General features: G+C 40.3%; 14 protein-coding genes. All 14 read left to right on the top strand.

Annotated features, from left to right (window positions below; all coding sequences use genetic code 11):
• The first annotated feature begins 239 nt into the window (after positions 1-239).
• Positions 240-1373: an OmpA family protein gene (locus H8S63_RS10290; protein WP_022276575.1), complete on the top strand. Its 1134-nt coding sequence runs from the start codon at positions 240-242 to the stop codon at positions 1371-1373.
• 201 nt (positions 1374-1574) lie between these two features.
• Positions 1575-2648 carry an STM4015 family protein gene (locus H8S63_RS10285; protein WP_117935035.1) on the top strand — a complete coding sequence of 358 codons (1074 nt, stop codon included), beginning with the start codon at positions 1575-1577 and terminating at the stop codon, positions 2646-2648.
• A gap of 3 nt (positions 2649-2651) precedes the next feature.
• Positions 2652-3662 carry an STM4014 family protein gene (locus tag H8S63_RS10280; RefSeq protein WP_186926706.1) on the top strand — a complete coding sequence of 337 codons (1011 nt, stop codon included), beginning with the start codon at positions 2652-2654 and terminating at the stop codon, positions 3660-3662.
• Positions 3649-4503 (top strand): STM4013/SEN3800 family hydrolase, encoded by an 855-nt coding sequence (locus H8S63_RS10275; RefSeq protein ID WP_186926705.1) that lies wholly within the window; start codon positions 3649-3651, stop codon positions 4501-4503. The genes H8S63_RS10280 and H8S63_RS10275 overlap by 14 nt, the downstream gene beginning before the upstream one ends.
• Positions 4500-5777 carry an STM4012 family radical SAM protein gene (locus H8S63_RS10270; protein ID WP_186926704.1) on the top strand — a complete coding sequence of 426 codons (1278 nt, stop codon included), beginning with the start codon at positions 4500-4502 and terminating at the stop codon, positions 5775-5777. The genes H8S63_RS10275 and H8S63_RS10270 overlap by 4 nt, the downstream gene beginning before the upstream one ends.
• 11 nt (positions 5778-5788) lie before the next feature.
• Complete coding sequence (locus tag H8S63_RS10265) at positions 5789-7354, top strand: STM4011 family radical SAM protein (protein WP_186926703.1); 1566 nt, start codon at positions 5789-5791, stop codon at positions 7352-7354.
• A 237-nt stretch (positions 7355-7591) separates the two neighbouring features.
• Positions 7592-8956, top strand: coding sequence for an MATE family efflux transporter (locus H8S63_RS10260; RefSeq protein WP_186926702.1), 1365 nt, complete (start codon positions 7592-7594; stop codon positions 8954-8956).
• A gap of 19 nt (positions 8957-8975) precedes the next feature.
• On the top strand, positions 8976-9854 hold the full coding sequence (locus H8S63_RS10255) for an AraC family transcriptional regulator (protein ID WP_186926701.1): 879 nt from the start codon (positions 8976-8978) through the stop codon (positions 9852-9854).
• 93 nt (positions 9855-9947) lie between these two features.
• On the top strand, positions 9948-10370 hold the full coding sequence (locus tag H8S63_RS10250; RefSeq protein ID WP_186926700.1) for a pyridoxamine 5'-phosphate oxidase family protein: 423 nt from the start codon (positions 9948-9950) through the stop codon (positions 10368-10370).
• Positions 10371-11016: 646 nt separating this feature from the next.
• Entirely contained in the window at positions 11017-11223 is a 207-nt protein-coding gene (locus H8S63_RS10245; RefSeq protein WP_186926699.1) for a helix-turn-helix transcriptional regulator, read from the top strand.
• A complete protein-coding gene (locus tag H8S63_RS10240) occupies positions 11220-11558 on the top strand; it encodes a HipA N-terminal domain-containing protein (RefSeq protein WP_186926698.1) in 339 nt (112 codons plus the stop codon). The genes H8S63_RS10245 and H8S63_RS10240 overlap by 4 nt, the downstream gene beginning before the upstream one ends.
• On the top strand, positions 11551-12492 hold the full coding sequence (locus tag H8S63_RS10235) for a HipA domain-containing protein (RefSeq protein ID WP_186926697.1): 942 nt from the start codon (positions 11551-11553) through the stop codon (positions 12490-12492). The genes H8S63_RS10240 and H8S63_RS10235 overlap by 8 nt, the downstream gene beginning before the upstream one ends.
• A 492-nt stretch (positions 12493-12984) precedes the next feature.
• Entirely contained in the window at positions 12985-13188 is a 204-nt protein-coding gene (locus H8S63_RS10230) for a helix-turn-helix transcriptional regulator (protein ID WP_186926696.1), read from the top strand.
• Between the two features lie 72 nt (positions 13189-13260).
• The gene (locus H8S63_RS10225; protein ID WP_186926695.1) at positions 13261-14166 is read left to right on the top strand and encodes a Dam family site-specific DNA-(adenine-N6)-methyltransferase; all 906 of its coding nucleotides are present in this window, start codon (positions 13261-13263) and stop codon (positions 14164-14166) included.
• The last annotated feature ends 28 nt before the right edge of the window (positions 14167-14194 follow it).

Below are 14194 nucleotides of genomic sequence, written 5' to 3'. Positions count from 1 at the left end.
TGTATATGAATTACGGATTAACTTACCCCTATTACTGTTCTTTTTCATTGGAAGAGTGTCTGTCTTTATCTTTCTAAAAAGACAATAGATGTTAATTAGGCTTTTGCCTTGTGAACTAATATTTGATACAATATGTTGTTTGAAGTAAATAAAGAACTTAATTATGAACTAAAAAATTAGACATGGCTAAACCAAGCATATCTAATGATTTAGCAGGTAAAACATAATATTTTAAACTTATGATTATGAGAAAATCTATTATTCTATTAGCTTTTGTATTGGGTGGATTTACAGCAAATGCCCAATCTGTCGTAGAAGGTACAAAATTAACAGACAACTGGTCTGTAGAACTAAAAGCGGGTGCGGTAACCCCTCTCACCCATAATGCTTTTTTTAAAGGGATGCGTCCTGCGTTCGGAATTGGAATATCGAAACAGTTAACTCCTATTTTCGGATTAGGGTTTCAGGGTATGGGATATGTTAACACGACCCAAAGTAAAACAGCTTTTGATGCTTCGGATGTCAGTTTATTGGGTAAGGTGAACTTGATGAATCTGTTTGCTGGTTATAACGGTACTCCTCGTCTCTTTGAGGTGGAAGCGGTAGCTGGAATGGGCTGGTTACACTATTACGCAAGTGGTGATGGAGACGAAAACTCTTGGTCTACCCGCTTCGGATTGAACCTGAATTTTAATTTGGGTGAAAGTAAAGCATGGACAGTGGGGCTTAAACCAGCCATCGTATATGATATGCAAGGTGGCTTCCCGGAGTCAAAGAGCCGTTTCAATGCCAACAACGCAGCGTTTGAGTTGACAGCCGGATTGACATATCACTTTAAGACAAGTAACGGAACACATCATTTTGCCAAAGTGAGAGTATATAATCAAGCCGAAATTGACGGACTGAACTCTTCAATCAATGCACTTCGTGCAGATGTAAACAACAAAGATGGTGAGATCAGCAATGCAAACCAACGTATCAACGGATTGCAGGAAGAACTTGAAGCATGCCGCACAAAAGTGGTTCCGGTGGAGACTGTAGTGAAAACCGCCCGTGTACCCGAATCTATCATTACTTTCAGACAAGGTAAATCGTCAGTTGACGCTTCACAACTTCCTAATGTGGAACGTGTAGCTTCTTACCTGAAGAAATATGCTGATTCTAAAGTGGTTATTAAGGGATACGCTTCTCCGGAAGGTAGTGTTGAAGTGAATGCCAGAATTGCCGCAGCACGTGCAGAAGCTGTAAAAACGATCCTGGTCAACAAATATAAAATCAGTGCATCTCGTATCACTGCTGAAGGTCAGGGTGTAGGCGATATGTTTACTGAACCGGATTGGAACCGTGTAAGTATATGTACTATTGAAGATTAAACTGATATATTACAGAAATAGAATAATGAAGGCTGCCCCAAAAGGCAGCCTTTGTTGCATATCTTGGGTTGTATTTTTGAATACTCTGAAAGTTTAGTAAACAGATTTCTTTGTACATTACATAAAATGGTTATTTTTGCAGGTATTGTTCATGCGCGTTCTGTGTTGAGTGTGCAAATATCAACCATTAAAAACTGTATTATGAAGAGAGTATTCGTTTTTCAAGATTTTAAATCGCAGAAATTCTGGAGTATAGATGTAGTCGGAACAGATGTTACTGTAAATTATGGCAAGTTGGGAACCGACGGACAAACACAAGTGAAAAACTACGCAACGACTGAAGAAGCTGAAAAAGCAGCCGGCAAACTGATTGCGGAAAAGACCAAAAAAGGGTATGTAGAAACTGCTGAAGAAACTGCACGTGAAATGAAAGTGGAAGCCAAGAAATATACTTTGAGTTACGATGAGTATGAAAATAATGTGAATCTTCTGGATAAGATATTGAAAGATAAACATCTCTCTGAATATAAACAAATAACAATCGGTTGTTGGGATTATGAGGGTGGCGACTGTTCTGCCTTATTACAGGGAATGATTGAAAATAAGGAGAAGTTCGCACAAATAGAAGGCTTGTTCTGGGGAGATATTGAGCAGGAAGAACAGGAGATTTCATGGATTGAACAAGCTGATATTAGTCCGCTGCTCGATGCCATGCCTAAATTGAAGGATCTGAAAATCAAAGGAACCAATAATCTGCGTTTGGGAAAGACTTCACGGCCGGAGTTGCGGTCACTCGAAATTATCAGTGGTGGCCTGCCTACCGAAGTGGTAGAAGATATTCTTGGTTCTGATTTCCCCAATCTGGAAAAACTGATTCTATATGTTGGTGTGGAAGATTATGGATTTGAAGCTGATATTGAGATATTCCGTCCGTTGTTCTCCAAAGAACGTTTCCCGAAGCTGACTTATCTGGGGATCGTCAACTCTGAAGAACAGGACAAGATTGTAGAAATGTTCCTGGAGTCGGATATTCTTCCCCAACTTGAAACAATGGATGTTTCGGCTGGTACTCTCAAAGATGAAGGTGCCCAATTATTGCTGGATAATATGGATAAGATCGCTCATTTGAAGTTTATCAATATGCGCTACAATTATTTGAGCAAGGATATGAAAAAACAGCTGCAGAATCTTCCTATGAAAATAGATATTGCTGAAACTGAAGAGGTGGATGAATATGATGGTGAATTGTGGTATTACCCGATGATTACAGAATAGGAGATGCAGATAATCGTTGTCAGCAACTCTCTGTCCAAACGTATAGAATACTTTATTGAAGCAGGCAAACACTTGCAGGTGGAAGTTCGTTTTATGACTTACGGGGAACTTTTTAACTGCTTGCCGCAACTACGGCAGGCAGTTATCAAACTGGAACCTTGTGTAAGCGATGAAACGAATTTCCTGAAATATGCGCTGTTGAATCAGGCATATAAGGAGACACTGCAACGTTTAGGCGAGATGAGGCTATCTGATGACGTGTGCTTTTTGAATACTCCCCATGCTTTATTACGTGCTCTTGATAAAAAGGAAACTAAACAAGTGTTGATGGACAGAGGGTTGAAAGTGACTCCGATGTTACCTTCTCCCCGTTCTTTTGATGAGTTGAGAGAGCTTCTTGCCGGTTGCGGTAGAGGATGCTTTTTGAAACCCCGTTACGGTTCGGGGGCGGGAGGCATTATGGCTGTTCGCTATCAACCCAACCGGAATAAATGGGTAGTCTATACTACCTTGCAACAAGTGGATGGAGTCATTCATAACACCAAACGTATCAACCGTTTGAGTACGGAAAAAGAGATGATCCCGTTGGCGGAAGCGGTGATGCAAACAGAAGCTATTTTAGAAGAATGGATTCCTAAAGAGCAGTTGCAGGGAGAGAATTATGATCTCCGGGTAGTGTGCCGGGAATCTGAAATTGATTATATCGTTGTGAGATGCAGTAAAGGAAGCATAACCAATCTGCATCTGAACAATAAGGCACATTGGTGGAACGAATTGTCTTTGCCGGAAGTAGTGCGGCAACAAATCTATTTTCAGTGTCAGGAAGCGGTTCAATCTTTGGATTTGCAATATGCCGGAGTGGATGTACTGATAGAGAGAGGAACAGATATTCCTTATATAATAGAAGTCAACGGACAGGGAGATCATGTGTATCAGGATATGTTTGCTCATAATTCTATTTATATTCAACAGATAAAAAACATAAAAAAGAGATATAACCATGCAAATAGATGAACTGCCGGCTGGCGAACAGACCCAAAATCCGGATCTGGATATGAATCAGGTGGTGGGTACTCATGATATATTGATGCTTTGCTTTGATACCTTGCGTTATGATGTCAGCAAGGAGGAAGAAGAGGCAGGAAGAACACCGGTACTGAACAGTCACGGAGGAGAATGGGAAAAAAGACATGCGCTGGGAAATTTTACTTACCCGTCTCATTTTGCCATCTTTGCAGGATTTCTGCCTTCTCCGGCGGAACCTCATTCGCTACGCAGCCGTAAGTGGTTGTTTTTCCCTGTGCAAGCTGGTACGGGACGTATTCCGCCTGCGGGAAGTTATCCGTTTACGGAAGCAACTTTTGTGCAAAGCCTTGCCAATGTAGGTTATGAAACGATTTGTATAGGAGGGGTGAACTTCTTCAGCAAGCGTAATGAACTGGGGCGTGTGTTTCCCGGTTACTTTACTAAAAGTTATTGGCTGCCGACCTTTGGATGCACGGCACCCGATAGTACTGAAAAACAAATTGATTTTGCATTGAAGAAACTCGAAAACTATCCGGAGGACAAACGGATTTTTATGTATATCAATTTTTCTGCTATTCATTATCCGAACTGTCATTATGTGGAAGGCAAAATGAAGGATGATAAGGAATCACACGCTGCCGCGCTGCAATATGTCGACAGTCAGCTACCCCGTTTATTTCAGGCCTTTCAGAAGCGGGGAAATACGCTGGTGATTGCTCTTTCCGATCATGGCACTTGCTATGGAGAGGATGGATATGAATATCATTGCATATCTCACGAAACGGTTTATACAGTCCCTTACAAACACTTTATTTTAACGAAAAAATGAATCAACCGCTACCACGATATGTAGACTATATGTATAGTTATCCACATAAAACTGCTTATCGTTCTTTTCCGTCCCCGGTTTCGCTGGTTCCTTACCTGAAACAGGTGGAAGGACAGAAAGCATCGCTTTATTTCCATATTCCTTTTTGTAGTCATAAATGTGGATATTGCAACCTGTTTTCTCTGCAAACAAATCGTGCGGATTATATCGCAACTTATTTGGAAACTCTTCACAAGCAGGCGCAACAGTTGTCTCCACTCACTACCGGACTGGCATTTGATAGTTTCGCCATTGGAGGAGGCACACCGTTGCTCCTCACTGTTCCTCAACTGGAATACTTACTGGATACAGCTGCCTTATTCGGAGTGCATCCTTCACATACCTTTACTTCCGTAGAAACATCGCCGGAATATGCCGATCCTGCCCGTTTGGACTTATTGAAGCAAGCAGGAGTGGCTCGTGTGAGTATTGGCGTACAGAGTTTCCTTGACGAAGAATTAACTGCTTTGAAAAGACGTCCCCGGCGAGACATGATTAATCAGGCGCTGGAGGCTATTCGGAAGAGACAATTCCCGTTTTTTAATATTGATTTGATTTACGGAATCAGAGGACAAACTGTGGCCAGCTTTCTTTATTCATTGGAACAGGCTCTTCTGTTTCAGCCTAACGAACTCTTTATCTATCCGCTATATGTGCGACCGGGAACGGCTATCACGGAGCGGGAATCCGACGATGTCTGTTTTCAGATGTATTGTGCCGCTTGTGATTTGTTGAAAGACAGAGGTTTTCTACAAACTTCGATGCGACGTTTTATTCATCATCCGTCTACTGATGCGGAAATCTCATGTGGGGATGAAGTGATGCTATCGTGTGGCTCCGGCGGACGCAGTTACCTCGGTAATTTGCATTATGCCACCCGCTATACTGTTTGTCAGCGTTGTATTGCCGGAGAGATAGATGATTATATGGGCACTACTGATTTTACAGTGGCTCGTAATGGATTTATTCTTTCGCAGGAAGAACAGCGACAACGTTTCATCATTAAGAATCTGATGTATTATATGGGGCTTGATAAGGCCGAATATAAGCGTCGCTTTGGAGAATCACCGGATAATGTGACGTTGTTCCGACAGTTAGCTGAACGGCAATGGATAGAAGATACGGATAACGGTCGTGTTTGTCTGACTTCCGAAGGAATGGCATACTCCGATTATATTGGTCAGTTGTTCATTACTCCTGAAATAAGAGAATTGATGGAAACTTATTCTTATTGAACGAAATAAAAATGGAAAACGAAGGCTCTTTACTTTCCTTCAAGCGTATATATTATCGCGGCAAATTGAATAGCTGCAACTATACCTGTTCTTATTGCCCTTTCGGTAAGAAGTCGCATCTGGCAGATACGACCCAGGATGAACAGGCATGGAATCGTTTTATAGCAGCTATTGAACAATGGAAAGGGGAGCCGTTACAGTTATTTATTATTCCTTACGGTGAAGTATTGATCCATCGTTATTATCGGAAAGGAATGGTGCATTTGGCGGCATTGCCACAGGTGGCCGGAATTTCCTGTCAGACTAACCTTTCTTTTCCGGCTAAACACTGGCTTGATGAGATTCGTGTGGCTCCCACTGTGATAAGTAAGATAAGGCTCTGGGCCAGTTTTCATCCTGAGATGACTTCGGTAGAGAAATTTGCGCATCAGATTCATATACTCCATCATGCGGGAATACAGGTATGTGCCGGGGCGGTAGGGAATCCCTCTGCAAAGGCCGTACTCAATGATTTACGGAATACTCTTTTGCCGGATATTTATTTATTCATTAATGCTATGCAGGGGTTAAGGGCACCATTAAGTCAGGAAGATATTCAGTTTTTCAGTCAATTGGATAATCTTTTTGAGTATGACTTGAAAAATGCTCCGGCACAATGGGAAGTTTGCGCAGGAGGAAGGGATAATTGTTTTATCGATTGGAAAGGGGATATGTATGCTTGTCCCCGAAGTCGGGTGAAGATAGGTAATTTTTATCAAGGTGATGGAGCTGTTGTGCCGTTATCTTGCAAGAGGAAGGTTTGTGATTGCTATATTGCGTTCAGTAACCTGAACAATCACCCTTTACATCGAATCATGGGAGAAGGGGCGTTCTGGCGAATACCTGACAAGCCACTTATTACGACTGTTTTCTTCGATGTGGATGGAACACTGACTGATTCACAGGGAAAAGTTCCAGAAAGTTATGTTAACGCTTTACGATATATGGCACAGTCCGTTTCCTTATATCTTGCCACTTCTCTGTCGATGGAGCAGGCGAAGAAAAAGCTGGGAAAGGCTCTTTTCGATTTATTCAGGGGAGGAGTATTTGCAGATGGAGGGTTATTATCTTATTTGGGGCAGATTAAGTGTTTGCCGGTGAAAGTATATCCGGAGGTATATGGAGAATCGTCAAAAGTTACTATTCATAGTTATGAAGGAGTGGTTTACAAGTATAGTATATTGGTACGTGATAAAGAACAGAGAGAAGCTATTCTTACCCGGTTGAAAGAAAATCCCTGCCAGGTCTTTCATAAAGCTCCGCTGATAACAGTCATTCATCCTGAAGCGAGTAAAAAAGAGGGGGTGCTTCAGTTATGTAAGGCTTTGGGTTTAGCTTCTGAACACACTTTAGTTGTAGGAAATTCGTTAAAGGACTGGCCGATGATGTCCGTGGTTTCTCATTCTTGTGCCGTAATGAATGCGGAACCCTTATTAAAAGAACGCGCACATTATACGCTGAATCCGGATCGGTTGGCAGCTTTCTTTCGTTTTTCTAACGGAGATCCTATAGACCAAACCTCGTCTGATAATAGTTGATATATAGCTAGTTACATCTTCATAAGAAAATAAAAACCGGTTAAAATTTGGTAATTATGAAAACAAAGCCCATATTTGCAGCTCTGAAATAGGGACAGGCATAAAAATCCTCATCGGAGGGTGCTATAATAATAATTATAGTGCTGGATAAGATGAATGGTGCAAATCATTCGCTTGTCCGGCACTTTTTTTATGTTGTAACAAAATAAGATAAAGAGGAAAAGTATCGAAGAAACTATGAAAGAGTTAGATTTGACACAAGGAAGCGTACCGAAGGTATTGTTGCAGTTTGCAGTACCTTTTCTGATTGCCAATGTGCTCCAGGCACTTTATGGCGGGGCTGACCTTTTCGTTGTCGGACAATATGATGATTCGGCAAGTGTGGCAGCCGTAGCTATTGGTAGTCAGGTGATGCAGACAATAACAGGTATTATTCTGGGTATTACTACCGGGACAACAGTGCTGATTGCTATTGCTACCGGAGCTAAAGACAATCGAAAAGTAGCTTTTACTATCGGGTCTTCCGTATGGTTGTTTTCAATAACCGGCGTAGTGCTAACTTTGGTCATGGTGCTTTTTCATAGTCGGATAGCAGAACTGATGCATACTCCCGTCGAAGCGATGGCCGATACGAAAAGCTATATTTTGGTATGCTCTCTGGGTATTCTGTTTATAGTAGGATATAATGTTGTATGTGGTATTTTGCGTGGATTGGGTGATTCTAAAACACCGCTTTATTTTGTCGGACTGGCATGTGTGATAAATATAGTGCTTGATTTTATATTGGTCGGTTATTTCCATTGGGGGGCTACGGGAGCGGCTATTGCTACTGTAACCGCACAAGGCGTCAGTTTTGGGATAGCACTTTGGTTCTTATACCGGCACGGATTCCATTTTGATTTTTCACGGAAAGATATTCGATTGAACCGGAATCTGTCTAAAAAGATCTTGGTGTTGGGAGCACCTATTGCTTTGCAGGATGCTTTAATCAATGTTTCTTTTCTGATTATCACTGTCATTGTCAATCAGATGGGAGTCATTGCATCTGCTTCCCTGGGTGTTGTTGAGAAAATCATTGTGTTTGCTATGCTGCCTCCGATGGCTATATCATCGGCTGTGGCAACCATGACTGCACAGAACTATGGAGCGGGACTTGTCAAGAGAATGAATAAATGTCTGGCTTCGGGGATTGGGATTGCTCTTGTTTTCGGTGTGTCGGTTTGCGTGTATTCGCAATTCCTGCCGGAGACTCTTACTGCTTTCTTTACGAAAGATGCTGCTGTGGTGGCAATGGCGGCTGATTATTTACGGGGCTATAGTATCGACTGTATTATAGTTAGTTTCGTGTTCTGCATTAATTCTTATTTCAGCGGACAAGGAAACTCGTTATTCCCGATGATTCACAGTCTGATAGCCACTTTCCTGTTTCGTATACCGTTGTCATACTGGTTCAGCCAGATAGATAGCTCGTCGCTGTTTATCATGGGATTTGCTCCACCCATTTCAACTGTCGTTTCATTATTGATCTGTATCTGGTATTTACGATATACCCAAAGGAAATTATATTTGAGAGGCACAATGATGCCTGCTATGTCGAATTAGGTGTTTTTAGGTGACTAAAATGAAAAACTCAATACCTCGATATACTTTTTATAAGCATAAGTATGGGAGTGAACTTTTGGTTGATGTAGTAGAACTGAAGTATGTGAAGAAGTTCCTGGCTAAAAGTACTGTCCACACTCTAAACTATTATGATATTACTTTCATAACAGAAGGTAAGGGAGCTTTTGCTGTCGATAACCAAACCTATGAAGCAATTCCATGTGACGTCCTTTTCTCTAAACCGGGGGAAATCCGGAACTGGGATACTCATCATATCATCAATGGGTATGCTCTGATTTTCGAAGAAGAGTTTTTGTCTTCCCTCTTTAAAGATTCTTTGTTTGTACGGCATCTTTCGTTTTTTCAGATAGAAAATTTTTCATCGCGACTACATTTGTCTGATGAGCTTTGTACACGCATACTTGAAACCTTACATGATATAAAGATAGAGATTGATTCGTATCAACAGGGCGATGTACACGTTTTGAGAGCATTGCTTTATGAAGTCCTGATGTTGCTGGACCGTGCTTACCTTAAAATGACTTCGATAGAGGAGGGCAGAAGTAGGGAAGTTTTCAATAATCATGTAAGTAAATTCATGAATTTGGTTGCTACACATGCAAAAGAGCAACATTCGGTTCAATATTATGCGGATAAGCTCTGCATTACTCCTAATTATCTGAATGAGATGATAACCTCGACCATGGGGTTCAGCGCAAAACAATATATTCAGGGCAAGGTGATGGAAGAGGCCAAGAGGCTGCTTGTTTATACGGACTTTCCTATAGCTGATATTGCATTTGAACTCTGTTTTTCAACGGTTTCTTATTTTATCCGTAGCTTCCGGCAGCATACGGGAGAAACTCCGTTACTGTATCGTAAGGCGCACAAACCGTAAAAAGTGCTATTTCTACCTTTCTTTTTATTGCATTGTTTTTCTGGCATTTCTCTACTTTCGCATCAGATAATAAACCAATAATAAAAAAGTAAAATGATGAGAGACGCGGAAAAAACAGTAGGCAACATGATTGATAAGCTGAAAACAGCTTTTATCGGTTCGATAGACAGTGAAGGATTTCCTACCATCAAAGCGATGCTGCAACCCAGAAAAAGAGAGGGGATAAAAACGATTTATCTGACAACAAATACTTCGTCCATGCGTGTGGCGCAATACCGGGAGAACAACCATGCATGTATCTACTTTTGTGATACGAGATTCTTTAGAGGGGTTATGCTACGCGGTATGATGGAGGTCTTGACGGATAGTGCCAGTAAAGAGATGATCTGGCAGGAGGGAGATACCATGTATTATCCGGAGGGAGTGACGGACTCTGATTACTGTGTATTGAAGTTTACTGCTGTTTCAGGACGTTTCTATAGTAATTTTAAATCGGAAGATTTTGTGGTCGGATAATGTGTAAGTGCCCTCTTGTTATAGTAGTTCCGAAATGTTCAGAGTTGTTTTAGCTGTTTTACTTGCCGATGCAGCATATTTACATCACTGATTATCAGCGACCATTCATTTTAATCGGTACAACCTCTGTTTTGACAAATACACAGAATGTAGGGACAAATACAAACCGCTGTATTTCATCGCTTTGCATATACGTGTTGTACCGCCTCTTTTCAGTCTTTTTTGTGGAATGTCCGTTATCAGATACAAGGTATTGAGTGATAGGGCATTTCCGCAGGTATGTTACAGAACGCTTGTTGAATGCAAAGGTAGTGGTTTTCTTGGGATTTCTGTGGGTTTGCGGGATGTTTTTTATTCTCCCAAAGGTGCTTGAGAGTAGAAATCGGTCATAAGACCAGAAAAATTTGTAGGCAACACATTCGATTCGCTTGAAAAAGTGTAGGGTAATGGGTGATATTCGTTGAAAAAAGTGTAAAACCGTATGCGCTGTACTTGTTTTTAGCCTTAATATTAATGCCTCAATCTTCCTTGGATTATACCCTTTCTGATATAATTGTAATGGTGAAACAACAAATTATACCCATACTGATATAATATCAAACATTTGTGCTAACTTTGTACCCGAAAAGGTATAAAGTAAAATGGTATGAATAATCTTTCTTTTACGGTCAAAATGTTGCGAAAACAATATAATCTGACACAAGAAGAACTTTCGTTGAAGTCGGGGGTAGGATTGCGCTTTGTGCGAGACCTCGAACAAGGCAAGGAAACGCTGCGTCTTGATAAGGTGAACCAGCTTCTTGATTTCTTCAATTATGAAATGGTTGCCACTTCTAAAACTGATAATCAATGAGACAAGCCCGTATATTTTACAAAGACCAGTTGGCAGGGATTCTAACAGAAAATGATGCCGGATATGAGTTCTACTATTTGCCGGAATATCTCTCTTCGGAAACGGCAAAGGCAGTTAGTCTGACATTACCATTGCAGGAAGAAGTATATACAAGTTCTGTACTATTCCCGTTTTTCGATGGGTTGATTCCTGAAGGATGGTTGCTGGATGTTGCATTACGAAATACGGATATCAGTATTCTTGACCGGATGTCGTTGCTCCTGACCTGCTGCAAGGATTGTATTGGAGCTGTAAGCGTTATTCCAATAGAAGAAAAGGAGGAGAGTCATGTGTAATTGCCTGTATTGTTATCGTCCGCTCTTAAAGGGTGAAAAGGATATGCACACGGCTTGCATAAAGAAGTTCTTCGGGACAACAACATTGCCTGTTCTTGATTATACTACAGAACAACTTGACCAACTTGCTTTGCAAATCATTCAAGACCAAACCTCTTTGACCGGTGTTCAACCGAAATTATCCTTGCATTTGAATGAGCATGAGGGCAGCAAACGATTGACTATTGTCGGGCTATGGGGCGGTTATATTTGTAAGCCGCAGACCTCGCAATATGAAATGATGCCTGAAGTTGAGGATTTAACCATGCACCTTGCAGAGGTGGCACGTATTGAGGTTGTTCCTCATACGCTGATGCGGATGGCAGATAATACGTTATGCTATCTTACCCGTCGAATTGACAGGACTTCTGACGGAGAGAAGATAGCGATGGAAGATATGTGCCAACTGACCGAAAGGCAAACAGAGCATAAATACAAGAGCAGTTATGAACGTGTCGGCAAGGCTGTTTTGAAATACTCGTCTTTACCTAAAATGGATGTTACCAATTTCTTCGAGTTGCTGCTTTTCTCTTGGTTGACAGGAAATAACGACATGCACTTGAAAAACTTCTCTTTGTATGAGGTAGCGGATAAGATACGTTTAACCCCTGCTTACGATTTGCTAAATGCGGCTATCATCAATCCCAAGGATGACGAAGAACTGGCATTGACCTTGAATGGTCGGAAGAAAAAGCTTCAAAGAGAGGATTTTATCAGGTCAGCAGCTACGTTGGGTATAGAGAATGTGATTGTAGAACGATTGATAAATAAGTATATCAAACTATTGCCCAAGTTTGAGACTGTCATTAAAAGCTCTTTCCTAAGTGCTGAATTAAAAGAAAAGTATGGCGAATTGTTGAAGTACCGGCTTGCAAGGCTTTCGCAAGGGCTATAACGGTAAAATAACAATGCTATGGATATCCCTTGTAGCCTTTATGATGTATTGAGGCTTTTCAGTTATTCGAAATTTTCGAATAACTGAAAGGCGATAATATATGATAGGTGAGTATTCAATCGTGTTTTGATCGTTTGTGTTTTTGTGCATAATGCTCATCTATTGAAAGAAGCCCTTCTATATGTTTGCGTGTAGTCTCAATGAGAAAGCTGGATACGCATAGGTTATCAACTGCTTGTAAGCCTATAGATGCTCTCCAAAGCTTCGCTCGTTCACGCTTCTTTATGTTTTCATCATTCAGATATTCACTAGATATATCCATACTTGATATTTGACTATGCTTTTATAAAATAGGGCTTAACAAGTTCGTTGTTGATTACGTTTTGCAAATTTACTCATAAATACGGGATTATGACCTCTAATAGAGTCAAAACCTTCGGATGTTCCAAATAAATGTTGTACTTTTGCATTGAACTATAAGTCGTTTTTGTTATGAAGCAACTAAATAGGATTAAAGTAGTATTGGTGGAGAAGAATAAAACCGCCAAATGGTTGTCTGAACAGATTGGCAAGAATACCTGTTCGGTGTCTCGTTGGTGTACAAATAATTCCCAGCCAGACCTTGAAACTCTGTTTCAGATTGCAAGACTTCTTAATGTTGATGTGAGAGAGTTGATTTATGTTGAGAATAATTGACGAGTCGCAATTACATGATTATGTAGCAAACCTCTAATGACAAGGTAAGTTGTTAAAGTAATGATTAAGTAAATGGAACAACAAAATAACAAGATAATAGCAAAACCTTTTGTAAAGTGGGCTGGTGGAAAAGGTGCCTTAATCAAACAGTTGGTTAATTATCTTCCCAATGATATTGAAGAACAACAAAATGTTACTTATATTGAACCTTTTGTTGGTGGTGGTGCTATGCTCTTTTATATGTTGACTCATTACACTAATATAAAACGAGCCATAATCAATGATGTTAACGAGGACTTGATAAGTTGTTATCTATTAATTAAAAATGACCCACTAAAATTAATAGCATTATTACGAGAGATAAAAGAAGAGTATTACCAGTTAGCTAACATAGAAGAAAAGACGAGGTACTACTATAAGATGCGGGAAAAATACAACAATAATGAATTCGCAAAAGGGGAACGAGCAGCTTGTTTTATTTTCCTTAATAAGACTTGCTTTAATGGCTTATATAGGGTAAATACTAAGGGTAAATTTAATGTGCCATTTGGCAAATATGAGCATCCCAATATCTGTGATGAAGAGTTAATTATGGCTGACCACAGTGTGTTGCAAAAGGTAGAGATATCTGTGGGAGGGTATAAAAACATTACTAAGTATTTAGGTGAGAGATATAACTTTATTTATATAGATCCACCATATCGTCCTCTCTCCGGTTCTGCATGTTTTATCGAGTATACACATAGTATATTTGATGACACAGAGCAAGAGAAACTTAAAGCATATTGTGATGTGCTAACACAAAAAGGGTGTAAGATTATGCAAAGTAACTCTAACTCTGCAGACATTAATGAAGATTCTTATTTTGCTAAATTATATGACGGATATAATATCAATCAAATTTTGGCGCATCGATTCATAAATGCTCATGCAGGTAAACGTGAGAAAGAAACAGAGCTTCTTATTATGAATTACTAATTCAACATAGTGCTAACAAAAAAAATGA

The sequence above is a fragment of the Bacteroides sp. NSJ-39 genome, assembly GCF_014287315.1.
Taxonomy (GTDB): domain Bacteria; phylum Bacteroidota; class Bacteroidia; order Bacteroidales; family Bacteroidaceae; genus Bacteroides; species Bacteroides finegoldii.
Note: the sequence above shows the minus strand (reverse complement) of the source record. Positions and strands in the feature narration are given on the sequence as shown.